Here is a 22,653-nt window from a genome sequence, read left to right as displayed (position 1 = left end):
AGTCCATGCCCCGTCCGAGGAGGGGGCGCGTGACGTCCGCGCGAGCGAAGTCGGAGGCCCGCCTCGGCTGGTTGCTGGCCGGCCCCGCGTTCTTCGTCATGCTGTTCGTGGTCCTGTACCCGATCATCCAGGCCCTCTACGACTCCCTGTTCTCGTTCCGCCTCACGGCGCCGGGCGACAAGGAGTTCGTGGGCCTGGGCAACTACGGGGTCATCCTGTCCGACCCGGTGTTCTGGAAGGACCTGTGGGTCACCGTGCTGATCACGGTGGTGACCGTGGTGGTCGAGCTGGTCCTCGGCTTCATCCTGGCCCTGGCCATGCACCACGCCATCAAGCACACCCGCGGCCTGATCCGCACCATGATCCTGGTGCCGTACGGCATCATCACCGTGGTCTCCGCGTTCGCGTGGTACTACATGTTCTCGATCGACTCGGGCTTCATCAACAGCTGGTTCAGCTGGGTCCCGGGCATCACCGCGGACCTGAACTGGTTCGCCCAGGGCTCCACGGCGCTGTCCGTGATCATGCTCTCCGAGATCTGGAAGACCACGCCGTTCATCTCCCTGCTCCTGCTGGCCGGTCTGGCCCAGGTGCCGGGCGACCTCACCGAGGCCGCCGCCGTCGACGGCGCCTCCTGGTGGCAGCGCATGCGGCTGGTCATCCTGCCGAACATGAAGGCCTCGATCATGGTGGCCGTGCTGTTCCGCGCGATGGACGCGTTCCGCATCTTCGACGCCGTCTACATCATGACCAACGGCGCGTACGGCACCGAGGTCCTGTCCCTGCTGGCCTACCGCACGTCCATCGGCCGGCTGGAGATCGGCATGGGCTCCGCGATCTCCGTGATCCTGTTCCTGTGCGTGGCGCTGATGGCGTTCATCGCCGTGAAGGTCTTCAAGGTGGACCTGGCCGACCGAGGAGGTTCCAAGTGAGCACCGGCAATCCCGTCCCCGCCCCCCAGGAGCAGGTGACCACGCGCCCCGGCACCGACGACCGCCACCCCGAGGCCGGCGGGTCCGTGGGCCGCCGCGACGTGGCCCCCGAGACCGCCCGCCGCGGCAAGCGCGGCCAGGGCACCCTCCTGTGGTGGATCCTGGCCCTCGTGATCGGCGTGTGGTGCCTGTTCCCGCTGTTCTCCATCTTCGCGACGTCGTTCAAGGCGCCGTCGGACCTCGCCAACGGCGCGCTGCTGCCGACCACCTGGTCGACCGAGAACTACCGGGAGATCTTCGTGGGCGACTCCCGCGAGCTCTTCCTCACCGCGCTGCGGAACTCGATCGGCATCACCGTGATCGCCACCCTCATTGCGGTGGTCCTGGCGACCCTCGCGGCCTACGCGATCGCGCGCCTGGACTTCCCGGGCAAGAAGCTCGTGCTGACCGTGTCCCTCATGGTCTCGATGTTCCCGGTCATCTCCCTGGTCACGCCGCTGTTCAACATGTGGCGCGTGCTGGGCCTGTACGACACGTGGCTCGGCCTGATCATCCCCTACCTGTCCCTCACCCTGCCGATCTCCATCTGGACGCTCGCCGCGTTCTTCAAGCAGATCCCGTGGGAGCTGGACCAGGCCGCCCAGGTGGACGGCGCCACCCCGCTCCAGGCGTTCCGCAAGGTGATCGTGCCGCTGGCCGCCCCCGGCGTGTTCACGACGGCGATCATCGCCTTCTTCATCGCCTGGAACGACTTCGTGTTCGGCATCTCGCTGACCTCCACCGAGGACGCCCGCACGGTGCCCGCCGCGCTGGCGTTCTTCACGGGCGCCTCGCAGTTCGAGTCCCCGACCGGGGCGATCTCCGCGGCGGCGATCATCGTGACCATCCCGATCGTGATCCTGGTGCTGCTCTTCCAGCGTCAGATCGTGGCCGGCCTGACCAACGGCGCGGTCAAGGGCTGAGGCCCGCCACGCGAGACCTGAGAAAGGATCCCTGAACGATGGCCTCCATCACCCTGAACCACATCGACAAGACCTACGACGACGGCTACCACGCCATCCGGGACGTGAACCTGGACATCGAGGACGGCGAGTTCGTCATCCTCGTGGGGCCCTCCGGCTCCGGCAAGTCCACCCTGCTGCGCATGATCGTGGGCCTCGAGGACATCTCGGACGGTGAGCTGCTGATCGACGGGCGCCGCGTGAACGAGGCGGCCCCCAAGGACCGCAACCTCGCCATGGTGTTCCAGAACTACGCCCTCTACCCGCACCTGTCGGTGTACGAGAACATCGCGTTCCCGCTGCGCCTGTCCAAGGGCTCCTCCCTCACGGAGGAGGTCATCGACCGCAAGGTGCGCGACGCCGCCCGCGTGCTCGAGCTCCAGGACCACCTGGAGCGCAAGCCCGGCAACCTCTCCGGCGGCCAGCGCCAGCGCGTGGCCATGGGTCGCGCGATCGTCCGTGAGGCGGACGCGTTCCTCTTCGACGAGCCGCTGTCCAACCTGGACGCCAAGCTCCGCGGGCAGATGCGTGCCGAGATCTCGCAGCTGCAGCGCCGCCTGGCCACCACGTCCGTGTACGTGACCCACGATCAGACCGAGGCCATGACCCTCGGCGACCGCGTGGCCGTGCTCAAGAAGGGCGTGCTGCAGCAGGTCGCGTCTCCGCGCGAGCTCTACGAGCAGCCGCTCAACCTGTTCGTGGCCGGCTTCATCGGCTCCCCGTCGATGAACTTCCTGCCCGTGTCCGTGCGGCAGCAGGGCGGCCAGTACGTGCTGTCCTCCCCGATCGGCGACATTCCCGTGCCCGCGGAGAAGGCCCGCAAGGCCGAGGGTCGGGAGATCGTGTTCATGGGCCTGCGCCCGGAGTTCTTCCAGGACGCCGAGCTGGTGGAGGACCACAAGCGGCCGAACGGCTCCGAGTTCGAGGCCACGCTGACCCACCTGGAGTGGCTGGGCCACGAGCAGTACGGCTACATCGAGTTCGAGCCGGACCCGAAGGTGGCGGAGCTGCTGTCCGCTCTGGCGAAGGACCTCGACGCGGACGAGCTGCGCCCCGTCGTCGTGACCACCCTCTCCGCGGAGTCCACCGCCCGCCCGGGCGTGCCGACCCGCCTGTGGGTGGACACCACGCGCATCCACCTCTTCGACCCGGAGACCGGCGAGAACCTCACCCGCGACGCGGAGGCCGGTGCCGAGCTGACCCGCCGCACCGCGGAGGCCCGCCGCCGTCAGATCGAGGCCGCGCAGGCCAAGGACGCCGCGTCCCGCGCCTGACCCGCGCCACGCGCACGGGGCCCGTCCCCTCCTTCACCGGAGGGGGCGGGCCCCGTCGTCGTGGCGGCCGGCGGTCAGTCCAGCTGCGCCGCCCGGTGGGCGGCGGCGAGCTCGAGGTAGGTGCGGGCGTTGACCGTCAGGCCCGCGCGCTCCTCGTCCGTGAGCGGCCGGCGGACCTTCGCGGGCACGCCGGCCACGAGGGAGCCCTCGGGGACCTCGGTGCCCTCCAGCACGAGCGCGCCCGCGGCCACGAGGGACCCGGCACCGATCCGGGCCCCGTTCATCACGGTGGCGGACATGCCGATCAGGCAGTCGTCGCCCACGGTGGCCCCGTGCACCACGGCGGAGTGGCCCACGGAGACGCCGGCGCCGAGGGTGCACGGGAAGTCCGCGTCCGCGTGCAGCACCACGTTGTCCTGCAGGTTGGTGCGCTCGCCCACGCGGATGGGGGCGGAGTCGCCGCGCACGGAGACCCCGTAGAACGCGGAGGAGCGCTCCGCGATCTCGACGTCGCCGGTGATCGCGGCCGTGGGGGCCAGGAAGACGGACTCGTGGACGCGGGGCGTGGCGCCCCGCACGGTGAGGATGTGTGCCATGCCCTCAGGCTAGGCGGGGGGTCAGGCGAAGACGACCGTCCGGTGTCCGTCCAGGAGCACGCGGTGCTCGGCGTGCCAGCGCACGGCCTGGACCAGGGTGGCGCCCTCCACGTCCCGGCCGCGGCGGACGAACTCCGCCACGGTCTGGGCGTGCGTGACCGGCTGGACGGACTGCGCGATGATCGGGCCCTCGTCCAGGTCCGCCGTGACGTAGTGGGCGGTGGCTCCGATCAGCTTCACCCCGCGTGCGTGGGCCTGGTGGTACGGCCGAGCCCCCTTGAAGGACGGCAGGAACGAGTGGTGGATGTTGATGGCCATGCCCTCCAGGTCCCGGCACAGCCCGTCCGAGAGGATCTGCATGTAGCGGGCCAGGACCACGAGGTCCACGTCGTGCTCGCGGATCAGCTCGCGCAGGCGCGCCTCCGCGGCCTCCTTGGACTGCCCCGCGGCGGGGTCGGAGGACAGGGGCACGTGGACGAACGGCACACCGTGGAACGCCGCGAGCGGCTCCAGGTCCGTGTGGTTGGAGACCACGGCCGGGATCTCGACGGCGAGCCCGCCGGTGCGCTGCTGGAACAGCAGGTCGTTGAGGGTGCGCCCGTCCTTCGAGCACATCACCAGCGTGCGCATGGGGCGGTCGGCGTCCCACACCTGCAGGTGCAGGTCGAACCGGTCGCTCGCCTGGGCCAGGGAGGCACGGATCCGCTCCAGCGGCGCGGGGGAGTCCACGGCCACCCGGAGGAAGAAGGTCCCGGTGTCGGGGGAGTGGTACTGCTGCGACTCGGTGATGTTGGCACCCTCGCCCAGCAGGGCGCCGGCCACGGCGTGCACGATCCCGGGTCGGTCCGGGCAGGAGAGGGTGAGGACGAGGCGGTGCGGCGCGGGGGCGGTCTCCATCCGGCGATGCTATCGACGAGTGCGGCCCGCGGGCGGCGTACGACCTCGCGAAGACGTGGTTGACGGCCCCCGGATGTGGGATCCTCGGGGGAGGACCGCCGGACCGGCGGCGGCGCGGCACATCCCCGGCTCGGCCGGCAGGGGCGGCGTCCGATTCACACCAGAGGAGCGCACCATGCCCCAGAGCACGCTGTACTGGATCATCGGCATCATCATCGTGGTGCTCGTGATCCTCATCATCGCGACCGCCGTGCGGTCGTCGCGCCGCCGCGAGGAGGCCGTCGTCGATGCCGCCCCGCACCCCGCCGCGCAGCCGGCCGCCACCACCGCGGCCGCCACCCAGGGCGGGGCCCTGGGCGCCACGGACGACCGTCACGAGACCGCCTCCGACGTCGACGCCGACGCCCGCCGTGCTGAGCGGGCCGAGGTCCGCGAGGAGACCCCCGTGGCCGGCGCGGCCACGTTCGACGCGCAGACCGCGGAGAAGAAGCCCACCTCCGGCTCCACGGCAGCGCCGCGCCCCGCCGCTGCCTCCGACGACGTGGTCCGCTCCGACGCCGAGGCCCGTCCGGCCTCGGCCCTGTCCACGTTCGACGCGGCTGAGGTGGACCGCCGTTCGACCGAGGAGTCCGCCCCGCGCAGCGGCGCCGCCGACGCGGCGCCGCTGGGTCTGGCCGCCGCCGGTGTGGCCGGTGGCACCGGCGTGACCGTGGACGAGGCCGACGCCGGCGTCGACCTGCCGGCGCCGCTCGGCGCCTCCACCGACGCCGACCGCGCCGCGGTGCCCGGCGTGGCCGGCGGCGAGGGCGTCGCGGTGGACAAGGCCGAGGACGCGGCCGAGGACGCGACCCCGGAGCTCTCGGAGGAGGAGGCCCCGTCCCGTCCCGTGGCGGGCCTGCCCGGCATGCCCGGCCGCGTGGAGGTCACCGAGGAGCAGCGTCGCGCCGCCGAGGCGGAGACCGGGACGGCGACCCCGTCCGCAGGCCACGCCCCGTCCGACGCTCCGGCGCAGTCCGTCCCGGGCACCACGCCGCTCACCGGCGAGGACGCCCTGATCGAGGCGCCCGAGCACGCCCACGAGGCCCCGGAGCCGATCTACGAGACCCCGGCCTACATCCAGGACTCCACCACCGGCCAGGACCCCACGAAGGACCTGGCCGAGGGCGAGGTCTACGGCACCACGCCGCTCACCGGCGAGGACGCCGTGATCGAGGCACGCGCCGACGTCGCCGAGGCCGCGGACTCCACCGACTCCACCGACTCCGCCGAGCGCCCGGGTGCCGAGGACCGGACCGAGCGCACCGAGCGGCGCCTCCGCCCGGCGGCCCCGGCCACGGAGCACGTCGCCGTCCCGGGCGTGGCCGGGGGCGACGGCGTCCAGGTGGACTCCGCCCGCCCGGCCCGCTCCCGGTTCGAGGCCATCAAGGAGACCGTGGTGGACACCGCGGGGACCGTCGTCGAGAAGGCCGCCCCGGTGGCCGGCTCCGCCGCCCGCACCGTGGGCAAGGCCGCCGGCACCGTGGCCTCGACCCTCAAGGACAAGCTGGCGGACGCGCAGCGTCGCCGCTGGGGCCGCAAGTGACCCCGTGAGGTCCTGACCCGCGAGGAGGCCCCCGCAGCGTGATGCTGCGGGGGCCTCCTCGTGTGCGGCGAGGGGATCACGCGCCGGCCACGGGGAGGGCCGCGAGGGGCGCGCCACACTAGGATGAGGCCACCGACGCGGCCCGCGCCGCGGACCCCAAGCGAAGGGAACCCCCGTGACCCACACGCCCGACATCAACACGCTCCCGCTCTCCGAGGTGGACCCGGAGATCGCGCAGGCGCTTGCGGACGAGCTCGGCCGCCAGCGCGGCACCCTGGAGATGATCGCCTCCGAGAACTTCGTGCCGCGGGCCATCCTGCAGACGCAGGGCTCCGTGCTCACCAACAAGTACGCGGAGGGGTACCCGGGGCGTCGGTACTACGGCGGCTGCGAGTTCGTCGACGTCGCGGAGAACCTCGCCATCCAGCGCGCCAAGGACCTGTTCGGCGCCGAGCACGCCAACGTCCAGCCGCACGCCGGCGCGCAGGCCAACGTGGCCGTGATGACGGCCCTCATGGACCACGGGGACACCATGATGGGCCTGTCCCTGGCCCACGGCGGCCACCTGACCCACGGGATGAAGCTCAACTTCTCCGGCAAGAACTACAGCATCGCCGCCTACGAGGTGGAGCCGGACACCTACCGGATCGACATGGACAGGGTGCGCGAGGCCGCGAAGGCCGCCCAGCCCAAGGTGATCGTGGCCGGCTGGTCCGCGTACCCGCGCCAGCTGGACTTCGCCGCCTTCCGGGAGATCGCGGACGAGGTCGGCGCCAGGCTCTGGGTGGACATGGCCCACTTCGCCGGCCTGGTGGCCGCGGGCCTGCACCCGAACCCGGTGCCCCACGCCGACGTCGTCACCTCCACCGTGCACAAGACCCTCGCCGGTCCGCGCTCGGGCTTCATCCTCGCCAAGGAGGACCTGAAGAAGAAGATCGACTCCGCCGTGTTCCCGGGCCAGCAGGGCGGTCCGCTGATGCACGCGATCGCGGGCAAGGCCGTGGCGTTCAAGATCGCCGGCTCGGCCGACTTCAAGGAGAAGCAGGAGCGCACCCTGCAGGGCGCCCGGATCCTGGCCGAGCGCCTCACCGCGCCGGACATGGCCGAGCTGGGCATCTCCGTGCTCACGGGCGGCACGGACGTGCACCTGGTCCTCGTCGACCTGCGCGAGTCGCAGCTCGACGGCAAGCAGGGCGAGGACATCCTCCACGAGGTCGGGATCACCGTGAACCGCAACTCCGTGCCGTGGGACCCGCGCCCGCCGATGACCACCTCCGGCCTGCGCATCGGCACCCCGGCGCTGGCCTCCCGCGGGTTCGGCGAGGCCGAGTTCCGGGAGGTCGCCGAGATCATCGCCGCCGCGCTCAAGCCCTCGCCGGACGTCGAGGCCCTGCGCGCCCGCGTCGTGAAGCTCACCGAGGACTTCCCGCTGTACGACGGCCTTGAGGAGTGGTGATCGGTCGATGACGGCCCAGAAGCTGGACGGCAAGGCGACGGCGGCCGCCCTCAAGGCCGAGCTCAAGGACCGCGTGGCGGCGCTGGCCGAGGCCGGGGTCCGACCGGGCCTGGGCACCGTCCTGGTGGGCGAGGATCCGGGCTCGCGCAAGTACGTGGCGGGCAAGCACGCGGACTGCGCCGAGGTGGGCATCGAGTCCATCCAGCGGGAGCTGCCGGCGGACGCCACGCAGGAGGAGATCCTCGCGGTGGTCCGCGAGCTGAACGAGGACCCGGCCTGCACCGGGTACATCGTGCAGCTGCCGCTGCCGAAGCACGTGGACACGCAGGCGGTGCTCGAGGCCATCGACCCGGAGAAGGACGCCGACGGCCTGCACCCCATGAACCTGGGGCGCCTCGTGGCCTCGGTGGGCGGGGAGCTCGACTCGCCGCTGCCGTGCACCCCGGCCGGCTGCGTGGAGCTGCTGCGCCGCCACGGCGTGGAGCTGGCCGGGAAGCACGTGCTGGTGATCGGCCGCGGCGTGACCATCGGCCGGCCCGCCGGCCTCGTGCTCACGCGCCGGGACGTGAACGCCACCGTCACCCTCGCCCATACCGGCACCGAGGACCTCGACGCGCTCCTCGCGCAGGCCGACGTCGTGATCGCCGCCGCCGGCTCCGCGCACATGGTGCGCCCCGAGCAGGTCAAGGACGGCGTGATCGTGCTGGACGTGGGCGTCTCCCGCGTCGAGGGCGAGGACGGGAGGGCTCGCATCCTGGGCGACGTCGACCCGGCCGTGGCCGAGAAGGCCGCCTGGATGGCGCCGAACCCGGGCGGCGTCGGGCCCATGACCCGCGTGATGCTGCTGGCCAACGTGGTCCAGGCCGCCGAGCGCGCCGCCGCCCCCGAGGGCTGGGCGGGCGAGCGGGCCCACCGCTGACGCGGACCGGCCGCGGGAGGGGCTAGGGTGGCCCGTTGTGAGCCACACCATCCCTGCCGCGGCCCCCGCGGCCATGCCCGACGCCGGCCCGGCCCCCGTCATCCGCGCCCGTGGGCTGCGCAAGCAGTACGGGGACTTCCACGCCGTGAAGGGCATCGACCTCGAGGTCCGCCCGGGGGAGTGCTTCGGCCTGCTCGGCCCGAACGGGGCCGGCAAGTCCACCACCATGCGGATGCTGGCCGGCACCTCGCAGCGCACGGGCGGCGAGCTGGAGATCCTCGGGATCGACCCGGAGGAGGACGGTCCGGCCGTCCGGGCCCGCCTGGGCGTGGTGCCGCAGCAGGACAACCTGGACGAGGAGCTCACGGCCCGGGAGAACATCCTGATCTACGGCCGCTACTTCGGCCTGCCCTACTCGTACCTGCGTCCCAAGGCGGAGGAGCTGCTCGCCTTCGCCCAGCTCACCGAGAAGGCGGACGCCAAGGTCACCGACCTCTCCGGCGGCATGAAGCGTCGCCTCGTGATCGCCCGCGCGCTCGTGAACGAGCCCGCCCTGTTCCTGCTCGACGAGCCCACCACCGGCCTGGACCCGCAGGCCCGCCACATCCTCTGGGACCGGCTCTACCGGCTGAAGGAGCGCGGCACCACGCTGCTGCTCACCACCCACTACATGGACGAGGCGGAGCAGCTGTGCGACCGGCTCGTGGTGGTGGACGGCGGGCAGATCATGGCGTCCGGCACCCCGGCCGAGCTCATCCGTGAGCACGCCTCCCGCGAGGTCCTCGAGGCGCGCTTCGGCGCGGACCGCAACGAGGCCGCCGCCCGCGCCGTGCAGGCCCACGCGGGCGAGGGCGTGGTGCACCGTGTGGAGGTGCTCCCGGACCGGGTGCTGATCTACGCCGCGCACGCCGACGACCTGCACGCGGTGGTCCAGAGCCTCGTCGACGACGGCGCCGTCCCCGCCCCCGTGACCACCCTGACCCGCCGCGCGAGCCTGGAGGACGTGTTCCTCATCCTCACCGGCCGCACCCTGGTGGACTGAGCCGTGCCCGCCACCGCCACGACGCCGCCCGCCGCCTCCGGCGGCGCGCCCGCCCCGCTGCGCCCTCCCCACACCGCCGCCGAGTCCGCGGAGCGGGTGAAGCGCCGCGGCGCGCTGTACTTCGCGGAGCACCAGCTGCGGACCATGCGCCGCTACGGCTCGGTGCTGATCGTGGGCGCGCTCGGCGAGCCGGTCCTGTACCTGCTCGCGATGGGCCTGGGCATGGCCCAGCTGTTCGGCGGCGGGGTGCCGCAGGACGCCCTGGGCGGCGTGTCCTACGTGGCGTTCATCGCGCCGGCGCTGCTGGCCTCCGGCGCCCTCATGACGGCGGCCGTGGAGTTCTCCTACCCCGTGATGGGCGGGTTCCAGTGGCACCGCACCTACTACGCGGCGCAGGCCACCCCGCTGTCCCCGGCGCAGATCGCGCTCGGCCACCTCGGGGCGGTCGGCCTCCGGTTCCTCTTCCAGGCGCTCGTGTTCCTCCTCGTCATGCTCGCGTTCGGGGTCGTGGACGGCCCGTGGGGCTGGGTGCAGGTCCTCACCGCGACCCTCGGGGGGCTGGCGGTCGGCGCCCCGATCATGGCGTTCGCCGCCTCCCTGAAGGAGGACAAGGGGCAGTTCGCCACGCTGCAGCGGCTCGTGATCATGCCGCTGTTCCTCTTCTCCGCCACGTTCTACCCGCTCGAGGCGCTGCCCGTGTGGCTGCGCTGGATCGGCTGGATCTCCCCGCAGTGGCACGCCGCCCAGCTCGGCCGCGTGCTCTCCTACGGCATGGCCGAGCCGGCCTGGCTCACCGTCCTCCACCTCGTGGTCCTCCTGGTCCTCGCCGTGGGCGGAGCGTGGCTGGCCGTGCGCATCTACACGCGCCGGCTGGGCTGGCAGCGGGGCACCCCGGACCGCGACGCCGTCGCGCGCCCCCGTGCCCCCCGCGCGTCGCGGCTGGGGCGCCGGACCGAGGCGGGGGCGGGCGTGTCCCCCGCGGCGGGGACGGCGGCGTCGTCGGTGGTCCGCGAGCACACGGGCGCGGTGCCGCCCATGCCGGAGATCGCGGTGCGCCGCGGGCCGCTGGCCGGCCTGTACTCCGGCAACGTGCGGGCCGTGATGGAGCGGGCGTTCCTGACGCTGCGGTCCAACAACTGGGTGGTGTTCGCCTCCGGGTTCTTCGAGCCGGTCCTGTACCTGGCGTCCATGGGGATCGGCCTGGGCGCGCTCGTGGGCGACGTGCCCGGCCCCGACGGCACACCCGTCCCGTACGGCATGTACATCGCCCCGGCGCTGCTGGCGGTGTCCGCCATGAACGGCGCGATCTACGACTCCACCTGGAACGTGTTCTTCAAGCTGCGCTACGCGAAGACGTACCAGACCATGCTCGCCACGCGGCTGGGTCCGCTGGACGTGGCCCTCGGCGAGATCGCCATGGCGCTGCTGCGCGGGCTGATCTACGCGGTGGGGTTCCTGATCGTCATGACGGCGGGCGGGCTCGTGACCTCGTGGACGGCGGTGCTGATGATCCCGGGCGCCCTGCTGGTGGCGCTGGCGTTCGCGTCCCTCGGCATGGCGGTGACCAGCTTCCTGAAGACGTTCCAGCACATGGACTGGATCCAGATCGTCCTGATGCCGATGTTCCTCTTCTCCGCCACGTTCTTCCCCCTGAGCGTGTACCCGCAGCCGATCCAGTGGGTGATCCAGGTTTTCCCCCTGTGGCACGCGGTCGAGCTGATGCGCGCGCTCGCGGTCGGGGCGCTCTCCTGGGCGACCGCGGGCCACGCCCTGTACTTCGTGGTGATGTCCGCGGTCGGGGTGTGGCTCACCGCGCGTCGGCTGCGCGCCCTGTTCCTCCGCTGACGCCTCCGGCGCGGTCCCGACGACGGCGGCGCACCAGGTCCGCGAACGCGATCCCCGTCGTCACGAGCCAGCTCACGCCGACCATCAGCAGGGCGGCGGAGCCCGCGTGGGCGTACTCCACGGCCGACGCCGTGCCGTCCCCGGCTGCAGACCCGAGGGCGGCGAAGAACGCCCCCATCACCACGGACAGACCGAGGGCCGTGCCGGTGCGCTGCGCCGTCTGGGCCACGCCGCCGGCGGCGCCGGCCTCGTGCCCCTGGACGTCGTCCATCATGAGCACCTGCGCGGTGGTGAGGATCAGGGCCTGGGCCACGGCCATGACCGCGAGCGCCCCGGCCACGGTCCAGGGGCTCCACTGCCCGGCCGCGGAGCGCTCGAAGGTCTGCTGGAGCAGCACCAGGGAGACCAGGCCCACCACGCCGCCGAGCGCCACGAGGCGCGGCCCGTGCCGCTGCACGCGCCCGCCGGCCCACGGGGAGAGCCCGGCCTGCACGGCGGCGCCGGGCAGGGTGGCCAGCCCGGAGGCGAGCGCGGTGAACCCGAGTCCCTGCTGGAGGAACACGGCCGTCACCGCGAACACGGCGGGCATGGTCGCCAGGAACAGGGTGGTCTCCGCGGCGCCGATGGTGAAGGACGCGCGGCGGAACAGCGCCGGGTCCACCATGGGGGCGACCCCGGTGCGGGTCTCGGTGGCCTTCATGCGGCGCTCCCACAGCCACCACGCGGCGCCGAGGAGGGCCGCGGCGGCCAGCAGCCACCCCGTGCCGGGGACGATGAACGGCACCATGAGGGACACGCTGGCGGCGCCGAGGAGCACGGCGCCCACCGGGTCCAGGGCGGCGAGGCCGCCGCGGGCCGGGGCGGCCGCGCCCCGCACGCGGGTGTCCGGGGCCAGCCACAGGGCGCCCATGACGATCGCGAGCAGACCCACCGGGGCGTTCATGAGGAAGGTGGCGCGCCATCCCCACGCGGGCCCGAGGGCGCCGATGAGCGTTCCGCCCAGCAGCGGACCCACGGCGACGCCGAGCCCCACGACCATGCCGAACAGCCCGTAGGCCCGCCCCCGGACGCGGCCGGTGAAGTGGGTCTGGATGAAGCCGATCACCTGCGGGTTGAACACGCCCGCGCCCACGCCGGTCAGCAGCCGGCCGATGTTGAGCCACAGCGGGTCGGGGGCCAGACCGGACACGAGCGAGCCGAGCACGTAGAGCGAGATCCCCGCCAGGAACAGCGGCTTGCGTCCCCACAGGTCCCCGGCCCGGCCCGCGGCCACCAGCACGACGCCGAAGGTCAGCGTGTAGCCGGAGAGCACCCACTGCAGGTCCGCGGGGGAGGCGCCGAGGCCGCGCTCGATGGCCGGCAGCGCCACGTTCACCACGGACACGCTCATCAGGGCCAGGAACAGCGGGATGAGCAGGACCGTCAGCATGCGGCGCTGGGCGGCGGTGAACGCGCCGGAGGCGGCGGGGGCGGGGGAGGGGGTCACCGGCCCAGCCTAGGCGCGCGCGGCGGGGGACGGCGCAGGCCGGCGCTGCGGATTCGGAGCCGGGCCCGCCGGTGCGGGATGATGGGGGCGAGTCCGTCATCCACTGGAGGAGCACACCCATGCCCCAGAGCATTCCGTCCGGGTCCCGCCCCGCCGCCGCCCCGCGCGCCCGCCTGGCGATCGGCTCGACCGGCTTCACGGTGATGATCATCGTGCTGCTGGTGGCCATCGTCTTCGCGGCCAACGCCAACGACCTCATCGGGTGGCTGGTGGTGGCGATCGCCGCCGCCTGGCTGGTGTTCGCCGTCGTGGTGTTCCTGCAGGTCCGCCAGGGGGTGCGCTCCGCCTCGCAGAAGGTGGACCGGACGGTGGAGCAGATGCGCTCGGACGCGGCGGCCCTGCGCGGCCCGCAGCAGACCGCGCCCGCCGCGGCGGCGCCGTCCCCGGCGGCGGACCCGATGCGGGACACCAAGCTGGACCACTCCTTCAAGATCGTCCAGGTCCAGGCGCGCGTGGTGAAGGAGCAGCTGGACGCCGCCGGCGGCGCGGACCGGGAGATGGTGGACCGGGCGCTGGAGACCATCCAGATCACCTCCTCCAACGCGCGGGACATGATCAAGGAGGGGCGCGGGGACTCCGAGGGCCCGGTGTCCGGGACGGTGGTGTCCTGATGGCCGAGCAGACCCCCGCGAGGAACCCCGCCCATCCGCCGGAGCCGGCCCCCGGCGAGCCGGTGGTGCACGCGAACGCCGGCGCCCCCAAGGCGGACGGCGCCGTGCGCGTGGCCACCGTGAACGTCAACGGCCTGCGCGCCTCCCACCGCAAGGGCATGATCGGCTGGTTCGCCGGTCGCGGCGTGGACGTGATGACCCTGCAGGAGGTCCGCGCGCCCCGCGCGATCGTCGAGAAGCTCGTCCCGGAGATCGTGGGCCAGGAGTGGGACGAGGTCCACGTGGCGGACGCCGAGGCCGAGGCCAAGGGCCGGGCCGGCGTCGCGATCGCCTCGCGCTTCCCCCTCGAGCAGGTGCGCACCGGCATCGCCGACGCGGAGGGCTACTTCGACGCGGCCGGGCGCTGGATCGAGGCGGACGTGCGCCTGCCGGACGGCACGCTGCTGACCGTGGTGTCCGCGTACGTGCACTCGGGCGAGGCCGGCACCCCGAAGCAGGACGACAAGTACCGCTTCCTGGACGAGATGGCCCGGCGCCTCGGCGAGCTCGCCGCCCAGGACCACCCCGCGCTCGTCACGGGCGATCTCAACGTGGGCCACACCGAGCGGGACATCAAGAACTGGAAGGGCAACGTGACGAAGGCGGGCTTCCTCCCCGAGGAGCGGGCCTACTTCGACCGGTTCTTCGGCGAGCTCGGCTTCACGGACGTGGGCCGGGCCCAGGCCGGCGACGTGGCCGGGCCGTACACGTGGTGGTCCATGCGCGGCAAGGCGTTCGACAACGACGCCGGCTGGCGCATCGACTACCAGATGGCCACCGCGGACCTCGCCGCCCGGGCGACCTCCGCCGTCGTGGACCGCGCCCCCACGTGGGGCACCCGCTTCTCCGACCACGCCCCGCTCGTGGCCGACTACCAGTTCTGACCGGCCCGAGGAGGACCACGATGACCGAGCAGACCACCCCCGAGACCGGCGCGCGCCGCCCCACCGTGGCGGACGTCCTGGCCCAGGACGCGGGCCGCACCGCCCACCTGGCCGGCGCCTCCGCGCGCCACCGCGTGCTCTCCGGCATGCAGCCCTCGGCCGACTCCCTGCACCTGGGCAACTACCTGGGCGCGCTCGTGAACTGGGTGAGGGTGCAGGACGACTTCGACGCGTTCTACTTCATCCCCGACCTGCACGCGATCACCGTCCCGCAGGACCCGGAGGCGCTCGCGCAGCGCACCCGGGTGGCGGCGGCCCAGTACATCGCCGGGGGCATCGACCCCGAGCGCTCCGTGCTGTTCGTGCAGTCCCAGGTGCCCGAGCACGCCCAGCTGGCGTGGGTGCTGACCTGCATGACGGGCATGGGCGAGGCCATGCGCATGACCCAGTTCAAGGACAAGGCGGCCAAGCAGGGCCAGGACGCTGCCGGCGTCGGGCTCCTGGCGTACCCCATGCTGATGGCCGCGGACATCCTGCTCTACCAGCCGCACGGCGTGCCCGTGGGCGACGACCAGCGCCAGCACGTGGAGCTCACCCGCGACCTCGCCCAGCGGTTCAACCACCGCTACGGCGAGACCTTCGTGGTGCCCGCCGGCTTCTACCCGGAGACCGGGGCGCGCATCTACGACCTGCAGGCCCCGACGTCGAAGATGTCCAAGTCCGCCGCGTCCCCGAACGGGCTGATCAACATCCTCGAGGAGCCGAAGAAGACGGCCAAGAAGATCAAGTCGGCGGTCACCGACGACGGCACCGAGGTCCGCTTCGATCGCGAGGCCAAGCCCGGGGTGTCCAACCTGCTGACCATCCTCTCCGCGGTCACGGACACCCCGATCCCCGCGCTCGAGGAGCGCTTCGCCGGGCAGATGTACGGCCACCTCAAGGTGGCGGTGACGGACGCCGTCGTCGAGCGTCTGGCCCCCGTGCGCGAGCGCGCCCTGGAGCTGCTGGACGACCCGGCCGAGCTGGATCGCATCCTCGCCGCCGGCGCCGCGAAGGCCCGCGAGGTGGCCACCCCCGTGCTCGAGGACGTCTACGCGAAGGTCGGCTTCCTCCCGCCGCTGCGCTGACCCTTCCGGATCTCCGACCCAAGGGGGAGCCGGCGGCGCACAGGCGCGTGCCAGGATGGCGGTGTCGGCCCGCGCCGGGCGGCCGACGGACGGAGGGAGAACGCGCATGGCCACGGCCTACGACGCGCCGCCGGTGCCGGGCGCACCGAGCCGCGAGGAGCCGGTCCTGGAGACCGAGAACCTGGTGAAGGTCTACGGACGGGGAGCGTCCCGCTTCGACGCCCTCAAGGGCGTGACCCTGCAGATCGGCCGCGGCGAGTCCGTGGCGGTGGTCGGCAAGTCCGGGTCCGGCAAGTCCACGCTGATGCACCTGCTGGCGCTGCTGGACCAGCCCACCGCCGGCGTCGTCGCGATGGACGGCCGGCCCGTCTCCCAGCTCAAGACCAGGGAGGTCTCCCACCTGCGCAACGAGCGCTTCGGGTTCGTGTTCCAGCAGTTCTTCCTGAACGCCGGTCAGACGGTCCTCGAGAACACCGTTCTGCCCCTGAAGATCGCCGGGGTGGGACGCGCCGAGCGCACGCGCCGCGGGATGGCGGTGCTCGAGCGGCTCGAGCTTGCGGACAAGGCGAAGAACCGGGCCACGGACCTGTCCGGCGGGCAGAAGCAGCGCGTGTGCATCGCCCGCGCCCTGGTGAACGAGCCCACCGTGCTCTTCGCGGACGAGCCCACCGGCAACCTGGACTCCGCCACGTCGGCGGCCGTGGAGGACATCCTCTTCGGGCTCCACCGGGACGAGGGCATCACCCTCGTGGTGGTCACCCACGACGACGACCTCGCGGCCAAGTGCGGCCGTCGCCTCGAGATGCAGGACGGCCGGATCGTCTCCGACGAGCGCGCCGCGACCGGGACGGGGGTCTGCCCGTGAAGGCCCTGGACCTGGCCGGGACGGCCGTCACCAACACCCTGCGCTCGAAGCTGCGCACCTTCCTCACCGTGATCGCGATCGTGATCGGCGCCTTCACCCTGACGCTCACGAGTGGTCTGGGCACCGGCATCAACAAGTACGTGGACACCATGGTCGAGGGCTTCGGCGCCCCCGACGAGCTGACGGTGTCGAAGCAGGCGGACGGGCCCTCGCTGGCGCCCGGCGGCGAGCCGACCGAGTACGACCCGGATGCCGCGGCGTCCGGGGAGATGTTCGGCATGCCCCTGCTCACCCAGGACGACCTGGACGCCCTCCGCGCCACCGAGCATGTGACGGGCGTGGAGACCGCCCGCCTCGTGGAGCCCGACTACATCGAGGGCGCCGACGGTCGGAAGTGGGAGGTGCCGTTCATGGGCGCCTCGTTCGAGATCGACATGCTCTCCCTCGCGGCCGGCCGGGCGCCCGCCGAGGACGGGGACGCCCTCGAGGTGACGGTGCCGACCGACTGGGTGGAGTCCCTCGGCGGTGCCGCGCCCGAGGACGTGGTGGGCCAGGAGGTCACCCTCGTGGCCTCGGACCCGCTGGGCGCGCAGTCCGGCGTCGACGCCACCGTGGTGGGCGTGACCGAGCCCGTGGCCTCCGGCTCCGGGGCGGGCCCCGTGCCGTCCCCCGAGCTGGAGCAGCGCCTGCACGACGTCACCACGCAGGGCCTGCCGGAGGAGCAGCGGAACACGTACTTCCAGGCCATCGTGACGGTGGAGGGCATGCCGGAGAACGAGGCCGCCGTGAAGGCGGCGCTCGCCGACCGGGGCTACCAGGCCCAGACGCTCGAGGACCAGCTCGGCGTGGTCCGCGGGATCATCGACGCGGTCACCTGGGTGCTCAACGGCTTCGCGCTCATCGCGCTGCTGGCCGCGAGCTTCGGCATCATCAACACGCTGCTCATGGCCGTGCAGGAGCGGACCCGGGAGATCGGCCTGATGAAGGCGCTCGGCATGACCGGCGGGAGGATCTTCGGCCTGTTCACGCTCGAGGCCGTGGTCATCGGCCTGCTCGGATCCCTGATCGGCGTGGGTCTCGGCGTGGCCGTCGGCCTGGTGGCCAACCAGGTGCTCACGCAGGGCGTGCTCAGCGGGGTGACCGGCCTGGTCCTGTTCGCCGTGAACCCGTGGGCCCTGTTGCTGATCATCGGCCTGATCGTGGCCATCGCGTTCCTCGCCGGCACCCTGCCGGCCGCCCGCGCCGCCCGCAAGGACCCCATCGAGGCCCTGCGCCACGAGTGACCGCTCGGGCGCCGGCCGACCGGCCGGCGTCCCTGACACCCCTGCCCCCTCGCACCTCGAGATCGGAGACACACCATGACGAACCAGGACCCGCAGTTCCAGAACCCCGGCCAGAACCCGGCCGATCCCCCGTTCGACGGCGGCCGGGCCCCGCAGTACGGGCAGCCCGCCCAGGGCGGCGCGGCCGACCCGTACGGCCCGCCCGTGGGCTCGCGCTTCGGCACGCAGGCGTACGGCGCCGATGCCCCGTACGGCGCCCCGGTGGCGGAGCCCGCGAAGTTCCGGACCCTGCTGACGCTGACGCTGCTCTCGGCCGTCCTGTACCTGCTCTCGAGCATCCCCGGACTGTTCATGGACACCGAGGGCCAGACGCGCGCCCAGCTGGAGCAGGCCGGGATGAGCCCGGAGGAGATCGAACAGGCCCTGCAGTTCGGCGGCACGGTGGGCGTCATCAGTGCGGTGGCCATCCTGCTCATCGGCCTGGGCCTCTACGCGCTCGTGTACTTCGGCCTGAAGTCCGTGAAGAACTGGGCGCGGATCCTGGGCATCGTGCTCGCCATCCTCAGCGTCGTCGGCGCCGTGCTCGGGATGCTCGCCGCCGGTCTGCTCGCCGGCCTCGGCATGAACACGGGCCTCGACCTGAGCAGCCCCCTCGGGATCGTCGCCACGGTGCTCTCCCTGGCCGGCCTCGTGGTGAACATCCTGTGGCTCGTGCACGCGTTCAACAAGGACGTGGCGGCCTACACGAAGCAGGGCCGCCGCGTGGCCGCCTGACCCGGCCGCGCTGCCGACCCCACGACCCCGTCCGCCCGTGCCCGTCCGGTGCGGGGGACGGGGCCGTCGTCGTGCGGGGGAGGGGTGTTGCGCCGGCGGCGAGACCACACCGCCCGGCCTGGCCGGACCCGGGCCCGTGCGGCCAGCATGGAGGCATGGCCCCGCATCCTCCGACCTCCGCTTCCGCGTCCCCCTCGGCCCCGACGGCACGTCCCACGACGCCGGGCGAGGTCGCCCCGCGCGTGCGCCTCGTCCGGACCGTGCTCGCCGTCCTCACCGCGGCGATCGGCGTGCTCGGGGCGGCACGGCTGCTGACGGCGCCCGGGGCGGGGATGGGCCCCGTGCCCCCGGACCCGCCCGGCGGGTCGCCGGCCTCGCTGCTCGTGGCCGCCGCCCTCCTCGTGGCCGTGCATGCGGGCCTGGCCGTCGGTGTGGCCCGCTACAGCGAGGCGGCGCGGCTCGTCGGGGCGTTCGTGGTCGGCGGACTCACCCTGACCACGTTGCTCACCACCGTTCGGATGTTCGCGTTCCCGCCCGCGCAGTGGCCCCTCCTCGTGGTCCTGGCCGGGCTGCTGTGCGCGGCCGCGGTCGGCTGGTTCGTCTGCGCCTTCCACCGACCGTTCGGGGACGCGTGCAAGGGGATCAGCCGGGCCCGGTCCGGCCCTCGTGCGCCATGATGGGTCCATGCCCTCCCACGATCCCGTGACCCCCGCCGCCGACCGCCCGGCCGGCCTCGCCGAGACGGCTGTCCGCGGTCCCGTGCGCCGGCTCCAGGCCACGACCCTCGGCACCGGGGTGCTCTCCGCGCTGGCCTCCGCCGGCGTGCTGACCCTCCAGGCCGACCGCGGCTACGCGCGGGCCGTGCTGGAGGCCCGCTCGTGGGGCGCCGTCGAGGTGACGGACGCGGACGTGGCCGCCTTCCTGACGCCCGACGGCGGCGCGCCCCTGACTGCCGCGGTGATCCTGGCGCTCACGGGCCTGCTGGTGTGGGGGATCCAGCGGCTGTGGCGCCCCACCCGCTGGGCCGGCACGGTGGCCGCGGTGGTCGGGATGCTCTCCGGGGCGTTCTGGTCGGTGGACGGCGGGCGCATGGTGGCCGCCGGGCCCGCGGGGGTGCTCGTCCTGCTGGCCGCGTGCGCCATGGTCGTGTTCTGCGCGGTCTGGCTCCTCGTGGCCCATCGCCGGGACACGCGGGACGCCTTCGACGGCTGACCGGCGCCCCGCCCCCATCGCGCCCCTCACCACGACGACGGCGGCCCGCCTCCCCGTGTGGGGGAGACGGGCCGCCGTCGTCGGTCGATCAGAAGGTGCGGGCCAGGATGGCCTGCTTGACCTCGGCGATCGCCTGGGTCACCTGGATGCCGCGCGGGCACGCGTCGGTGCAGTTGAAGGTCGTGCGGCAGCGCCACACACCCTCCTTGTCGTTCAGGATCTCGAGGCGCATGTCCCCGGCGTCGTCACGCGAGTCGAAGATGAAGCGGTGCGCATTCACGATCGCGGCGGGGCCGAAGTACTGGCCGTCGGTCCAGAACACCGGGCACGAGGACGTGCACGCGGCGCAGAGGATGCACTTGGTGGTGTCGTCGTAGCGCGCGCGGTCCGCCTGGGACTGGTAGCGCTCCGTCGTGGGCTCCTGGCCCTTGGCCACCAGGAACGGCATGACCTCGCGGTAGGACTGGAAGAACGGGTCCATGTCCACGATCAGGTCCTTCTCCACCGGCAGGCCCTTGATGGGCTCCACCACGATGGGCTTGGACAGGTCCAGGTCCTTGAGCAGGGTCTTGCACGCCAGGCGGTTGCGGCCGTTGATGCGCATCGCGTCCGAACCGCAGATGCCGTGCGCGCACGAGCGGCGGAAGGACAGGGTGCCGTCGTGGTCCCACTTGACCTTGTGCAGGGCGTCCAGCACGCGGTCCGTGCCGTACATGGTCAGGCGCCACTCGTCCCAGTAGGACTCCTCGGAGGCCTCGGGGAGGTAGCGGCGGACCTTCAGGACGATGTCGAAGGACTCGATCCCACCGGCGCCGCCCTGGGAGGACTGGTCCGCCGGACGGGTGTCCGCAGTCTCCTCGGCCACCGGGGTGCCCGCGGCGGGGGCGACGGTCTCGTTTGCTGCGTGGCTCATCAGTACTTGCGCTCCATCGGCTGGTAACGGGTGACGATCACGGGCTTGGTCTCGAACCGGTTGCCCTTGACGCCCTCGAACTCGGCGTTCTCATCACGGTAGATCATGGTGTGGGCCATGAAGTTGGCGTCGTCGCGGTCCGGGTAGTCCTCGCGGTAGTGGCCGCCGCGGGACTCCTTGCGGCCCAGTGCCGCGAGGGTCATGGCCTCCGCGATGTCGAGGAGGTACCCCAGCTCCATGCCCTCGAGCAGGTCGAGGTTGAAGCGCTGGCCCTTGTCCTGGACCGAGACGTTCTCATAGCGGCGGCGGAGCTCCTCGATCTTCGCCAGCGCGCGGCGGATCGACTCCTCGTCGCGGAACACCTGCATGTCCGCGTCCATGGACTCCTGGAGCTCGGCGCGGATGTCCGCGACGCGCTCGTCGCCCGTGGCCGAGCGCAGGCTCTCGATGTGCCGGCGGGTGCGCTCCTCGCCGTTCTCCGGCAGCTCCACGAACTCGGCCTGCGCGGCGTACTCGGCCGCGTAGATGCCGGCGCGGCGGCCGAACACGTTGATGTCCAGCAGGGAGTTGGTGCCCAGGCGGTTGGAGCCGTGCACGGACACGCACGCGACCTCGCCCGCGGCGTAGAGGCCCGGCACCACGGTGTCGTTGTCCTGCAGGACCTCGGCCTTGACGTTCGTGGGGACGCCGCCCATGAAGTAGTGGCACGTCGGGAACACCGGCACCGGCTCGGTGTAGGGCTCCACACCGAGGTAGGTGCGGGCGAACTCGGTGATGTCCGGCAGCTTCTCGTCGATGTGGGCCGGCTCCAGGTGCGTGAGGTCCAGCAGGACGTAGTCCTTGTTCGGACCGGCGCCGCGGCCCTCGCGGACCTCCAGGGCCATCGACCGGGCGACGATGTCGCGCGGGGCGAGGTCCTTGATGGTGGGGGCGTAGCGCTCCATGAATCGTTCGCCGTCCGCGTTGCGCAGGATGCCGCCCTCACCGCGGGCCGCCTCGGAGAGGAGGATGCCCAGGCCGGCCAGGCCGGTCGGGTGGAACTGGACGAACTCCATGTCCTCCAGCGGCAGCCCGGAGCGGTAGGCGATGGCCATGCCGTCGCCCGTCAGGGTGTGCGCGTTCGAGGTGGTCTTGTACACCTTGCCGGCGCCGCCGGTGGCGAACACCACGGACTTGGCCTGGAAGGTGTGCAGCTCGCCGGTGGCCAGCTCGTAGGCCACGACGCCGGCCACGCGCTTCTGCGCGTAGGGGGTGCCGTCCTGACGGGTGGCCTCCTCCTCGACCATGACCAGGTCCAGGACGTAGAACTCGTTGTAGAACTCCACGTCGTGCTTGACGCAGTTCTGGTAGAGCGTCTGGAGGATCATGTGGCCGGTGCGGTCCGCGGCGTAGCAGGCGCGGCGCACAGGGGCCTTGCCGTGGTCGCGGGTGTGACCGCCGAACCGGCGCTGGTCGATCTTGCCCTCGGGCGTGCGGTTGAAGGGCAGGCCCATCTTCTCGAGGTCGAGCACCGCGTCGATGGCCTCCTTGGCCATCACCTCGGCGGCGTCCTGGTCCACGAGGTAGTCACCGCCCTTGACGGTGTCGAAGGTGTGCCACTCCCAGTTGTCCTCCTCGACGTTCGCGAGGGCGGCGCACATACCGCCCTGGGCTGCGCCGGTGTGGGAGCGGGTGGGGTAGATCTTGGTGAGCACGGCCGTGCGGGCGCGCTGACCGGACTCGATGGCGGCGCGCATGCCCGCGCCGCCGGCGCCGACGATCACCACGTCGTACTTGTGTACCTGCATTCAGGTTTCTCTCTCTCAGTGTCAGTGGCCGGCGTGCACGTGGGGCGTGCACGCCGGCGTCCGGGACG

Annotated in this window: 21 protein-coding genes and 1 pseudogene; 17 read left to right on the top strand and 5 right to left on the bottom strand. The window is 72.6% G+C overall.

The window, feature by feature from the left end; translation table 11 throughout:
• Positions 1 to 5 precede the first annotated feature (5 nt).
• The 3 genes from BJ976_RS08745 to BJ976_RS08735 all read left to right on the top strand — a co-directional run bounded on the left by BJ976_RS08745 (position 6) and on the right by BJ976_RS08735 (position 3,207).
• Positions 6 to 932: a carbohydrate ABC transporter permease gene (locus tag BJ976_RS08745; RefSeq protein ID WP_221419689.1), complete on the top strand. Its 927-nt coding sequence runs from the start codon at positions 6 to 8 to the stop codon at positions 930 to 932.
• Positions 933 to 1,081: 149 nt separating this feature from the next.
• Entirely contained in the window at positions 1,082 to 1,894 is an 813-nt protein-coding gene (locus BJ976_RS08740) for a carbohydrate ABC transporter permease (protein WP_184231905.1), read from the top strand.
• A 38-nt stretch (positions 1,895 to 1,932) separates the two neighbouring features.
• Positions 1,933 to 3,207 (top strand): ABC transporter ATP-binding protein, encoded by a 1,275-nt coding sequence (locus BJ976_RS08735; protein WP_135030062.1) that lies wholly within the window; start codon positions 1,933 to 1,935, stop codon positions 3,205 to 3,207.
• A gap of 74 nt (positions 3,208 to 3,281) precedes the next feature.
• Here BJ976_RS08735 and BJ976_RS08730 read toward each other — a convergent pair whose 3' ends face one another.
• Both BJ976_RS08730 and purU read right to left on the bottom strand, forming a co-directional pair.
• The gene (locus BJ976_RS08730; RefSeq protein WP_135030064.1) at positions 3,282 to 3,803 is read right to left on the bottom strand and encodes a gamma carbonic anhydrase family protein; all 522 of its coding nucleotides are present in this window, start codon (positions 3,801 to 3,803) and stop codon (positions 3,282 to 3,284) included.
• Positions 3,804 to 3,824: 21 nt separating this feature from the next.
• Positions 3,825 to 4,700 (bottom strand): formyltetrahydrofolate deformylase, encoded by an 876-nt coding sequence (gene purU / locus BJ976_RS08725; RefSeq protein ID WP_135030066.1) that lies wholly within the window; start codon positions 4,698 to 4,700, stop codon positions 3,825 to 3,827.
• A 175-nt stretch (positions 4,701 to 4,875) separates the two neighbouring features.
• Here purU and BJ976_RS08720 point away from each other — a divergent pair, with 175 nt between their 5' ends.
• From BJ976_RS08720 to BJ976_RS12040, 6 genes and pseudogenes are all read left to right on the top strand, one after another.
• Positions 4,876 to 6,282 carry a hypothetical protein gene (locus BJ976_RS08720; RefSeq protein ID WP_135030068.1) on the top strand — a complete coding sequence of 469 codons (1,407 nt, stop codon included), beginning with the start codon at positions 4,876 to 4,878 and terminating at the stop codon, positions 6,280 to 6,282.
• Between the two features lie 175 nt (positions 6,283 to 6,457).
• Positions 6,458 to 7,738 carry a serine hydroxymethyltransferase gene (gene glyA / locus BJ976_RS08715; RefSeq protein WP_135030070.1) on the top strand — a complete coding sequence of 427 codons (1,281 nt, stop codon included), beginning with the start codon at positions 6,458 to 6,460 and terminating at the stop codon, positions 7,736 to 7,738.
• Between the two features lie 7 nt (positions 7,739 to 7,745).
• Complete coding sequence (locus BJ976_RS08710) at positions 7,746 to 8,657, top strand: bifunctional methylenetetrahydrofolate dehydrogenase/methenyltetrahydrofolate cyclohydrolase (protein WP_135030072.1); 912 nt, start codon at positions 7,746 to 7,748, stop codon at positions 8,655 to 8,657.
• Positions 8,658 to 8,694: 37 nt separating this feature from the next.
• Positions 8,695 to 9,699 carry an ABC transporter ATP-binding protein gene (locus BJ976_RS08705; protein ID WP_376698716.1) on the top strand — a complete coding sequence of 335 codons (1,005 nt, stop codon included), beginning with the start codon at positions 8,695 to 8,697 and terminating at the stop codon, positions 9,697 to 9,699.
• A gap of 144 nt (positions 9,700 to 9,843) precedes the next feature.
• Positions 9,844 to 10,539, top strand: a pseudogene (locus tag BJ976_RS12045) (ABC transporter permease); the annotation flags it as partial.
• A gap of 195 nt (positions 10,540 to 10,734) precedes the next feature.
• Positions 10,735 to 11,544 (top strand): ABC transporter permease, encoded by an 810-nt coding sequence (locus BJ976_RS12040; protein ID WP_229667246.1) that lies wholly within the window; start codon positions 10,735 to 10,737, stop codon positions 11,542 to 11,544.
• On the opposite strand, the gene BJ976_RS08695 is transcribed toward BJ976_RS12040, so the two are convergent.
• Positions 11,507 to 13,030 (bottom strand): MFS transporter, encoded by a 1,524-nt coding sequence (locus BJ976_RS08695; protein ID WP_229667213.1) that lies wholly within the window; start codon positions 13,028 to 13,030, stop codon positions 11,507 to 11,509. The genes BJ976_RS12040 and BJ976_RS08695 overlap by 38 nt on opposite strands.
• A gap of 119 nt (positions 13,031 to 13,149) precedes the next feature.
• On the opposite strand from BJ976_RS08695, the gene BJ976_RS08690 reads away from it, so the two are divergent.
• The 8 genes from BJ976_RS08690 (at position 13,150) to BJ976_RS08655 (ending at position 19,885) form a co-directional block, all read left to right on the top strand.
• Positions 13,150 to 13,701, top strand: a complete 552-nt coding sequence (locus BJ976_RS08690; RefSeq protein ID WP_135030076.1) for a phage holin family protein — start codon at positions 13,150 to 13,152, stop codon at positions 13,699 to 13,701.
• Positions 13,701 to 14,624 (top strand): exodeoxyribonuclease III, encoded by a 924-nt coding sequence (locus tag BJ976_RS08685; protein WP_135030077.1) that lies wholly within the window; start codon positions 13,701 to 13,703, stop codon positions 14,622 to 14,624. Before BJ976_RS08690 ends, BJ976_RS08685 begins: the two co-directional genes overlap by 1 nt.
• 20 nt (positions 14,625 to 14,644) lie before the next feature.
• Positions 14,645 to 15,751 carry a tryptophan--tRNA ligase gene (gene trpS / locus BJ976_RS08680; RefSeq protein WP_135030079.1) on the top strand — a complete coding sequence of 369 codons (1,107 nt, stop codon included), beginning with the start codon at positions 14,645 to 14,647 and terminating at the stop codon, positions 15,749 to 15,751.
• A 106-nt stretch (positions 15,752 to 15,857) separates the two neighbouring features.
• Entirely contained in the window at positions 15,858 to 16,616 is a 759-nt protein-coding gene (locus BJ976_RS08675) for an ABC transporter ATP-binding protein (RefSeq protein ID WP_135030081.1), read from the top strand.
• Complete coding sequence (locus BJ976_RS08670) at positions 16,613 to 17,899, top strand: ABC transporter permease (RefSeq protein ID WP_135030083.1); 1,287 nt, start codon at positions 16,613 to 16,615, stop codon at positions 17,897 to 17,899. Before BJ976_RS08675 ends, BJ976_RS08670 begins: the two co-directional genes overlap by 4 nt.
• Positions 17,900 to 17,974: 75 nt before the next feature.
• Positions 17,975 to 18,673, top strand: coding sequence for a hypothetical protein (locus BJ976_RS08665; RefSeq protein ID WP_135030085.1), 699 nt, complete (start codon positions 17,975 to 17,977; stop codon positions 18,671 to 18,673).
• Between the two features lie 155 nt (positions 18,674 to 18,828).
• Entirely contained in the window at positions 18,829 to 19,350 is a 522-nt protein-coding gene (locus BJ976_RS08660; protein WP_135030087.1) for a hypothetical protein, read from the top strand.
• A gap of 7 nt (positions 19,351 to 19,357) precedes the next feature.
• Positions 19,358 to 19,885, top strand: coding sequence for a hypothetical protein (locus BJ976_RS08655; protein ID WP_135030089.1), 528 nt, complete (start codon positions 19,358 to 19,360; stop codon positions 19,883 to 19,885).
• Positions 19,886 to 19,973: 88 nt separating this feature from the next.
• On the opposite strand, the gene BJ976_RS08650 is transcribed toward BJ976_RS08655, so the two are convergent.
• Positions 19,974 to 20,798, bottom strand: coding sequence for a succinate dehydrogenase iron-sulfur subunit (locus BJ976_RS08650; protein WP_184231844.1), 825 nt, complete (start codon positions 20,796 to 20,798; stop codon positions 19,974 to 19,976).
• Positions 20,798 to 22,585, bottom strand: a complete 1,788-nt coding sequence (gene sdhA / locus BJ976_RS08645; protein WP_135030091.1) for a succinate dehydrogenase flavoprotein subunit — start codon at positions 22,583 to 22,585, stop codon at positions 20,798 to 20,800. The genes BJ976_RS08650 and sdhA overlap by 1 nt, the downstream gene beginning before the upstream one ends.
• Positions 22,586 to 22,653 lie beyond the last annotated feature (68 nt).

It is taken from the genome of Micrococcus flavus (assembly GCF_014204815.1).
GTDB classification, from domain to species: domain Bacteria; phylum Actinomycetota; class Actinomycetes; order Actinomycetales; family Micrococcaceae; genus Micrococcus; species Micrococcus flavus.
This window is presented reverse-complemented; position numbering and strand designations above follow the sequence as displayed.

Coding starts and splice junctions, on each gene's coding strand:
- BJ976_RS08675 (WP_135030081.1), top strand. CDS start 15,858: ATGGCCACGGCCTACGACGCGCCGCCGGTGCCGGGCGCACCGAGCCGC.
- purU (WP_135030066.1), bottom strand. CDS start 4,700: ATGGAGACCGCCCCCGCGCCGCACCGCCTCGTCCTCACCCTCTCCTGC.
- BJ976_RS08665 (WP_135030085.1), top strand. CDS start 17,975: ATGACGAACCAGGACCCGCAGTTCCAGAACCCCGGCCAGAACCCGGCC.
- BJ976_RS12040 (WP_229667246.1), top strand. CDS start 10,735: ATGCCGGAGATCGCGGTGCGCCGCGGGCCGCTGGCCGGCCTGTACTCC.
- BJ976_RS08690 (WP_135030076.1), top strand. CDS start 13,150: ATGCCCCAGAGCATTCCGTCCGGGTCCCGCCCCGCCGCCGCCCCGCGC.
- trpS (WP_135030079.1), top strand. CDS start 14,645: ATGACCGAGCAGACCACCCCCGAGACCGGCGCGCGCCGCCCCACCGTG.
- BJ976_RS08650 (WP_184231844.1), bottom strand. CDS start 20,798: ATGAGCCACGCAGCAAACGAGACCGTCGCCCCCGCCGCGGGCACCCCG.
- BJ976_RS08735 (WP_135030062.1), top strand. CDS start 1,933: ATGGCCTCCATCACCCTGAACCACATCGACAAGACCTACGACGACGGC.
- BJ976_RS08730 (WP_135030064.1), bottom strand. CDS start 3,803: ATGGCACACATCCTCACCGTGCGGGGCGCCACGCCCCGCGTCCACGAG.
- BJ976_RS08745 (WP_221419689.1), top strand. CDS start 6: ATGCCCCGTCCGAGGAGGGGGCGCGTGACGTCCGCGCGAGCGAAGTCG.
- BJ976_RS08660 (WP_135030087.1), top strand. CDS start 18,829: ATGGCCCCGCATCCTCCGACCTCCGCTTCCGCGTCCCCCTCGGCCCCG.
- BJ976_RS08710 (WP_135030072.1), top strand. CDS start 7,746: ATGACGGCCCAGAAGCTGGACGGCAAGGCGACGGCGGCCGCCCTCAAG.
- BJ976_RS08655 (WP_135030089.1), top strand. CDS start 19,358: ATGCCCTCCCACGATCCCGTGACCCCCGCCGCCGACCGCCCGGCCGGC.
- sdhA (WP_135030091.1), bottom strand. CDS start 22,585: ATGCAGGTACACAAGTACGACGTGGTGATCGTCGGCGCCGGCGGCGCG.
- BJ976_RS08720 (WP_135030068.1), top strand. CDS start 4,876: ATGCCCCAGAGCACGCTGTACTGGATCATCGGCATCATCATCGTGGTG.
- BJ976_RS08685 (WP_135030077.1), top strand. CDS start 13,701: ATGGCCGAGCAGACCCCCGCGAGGAACCCCGCCCATCCGCCGGAGCCG.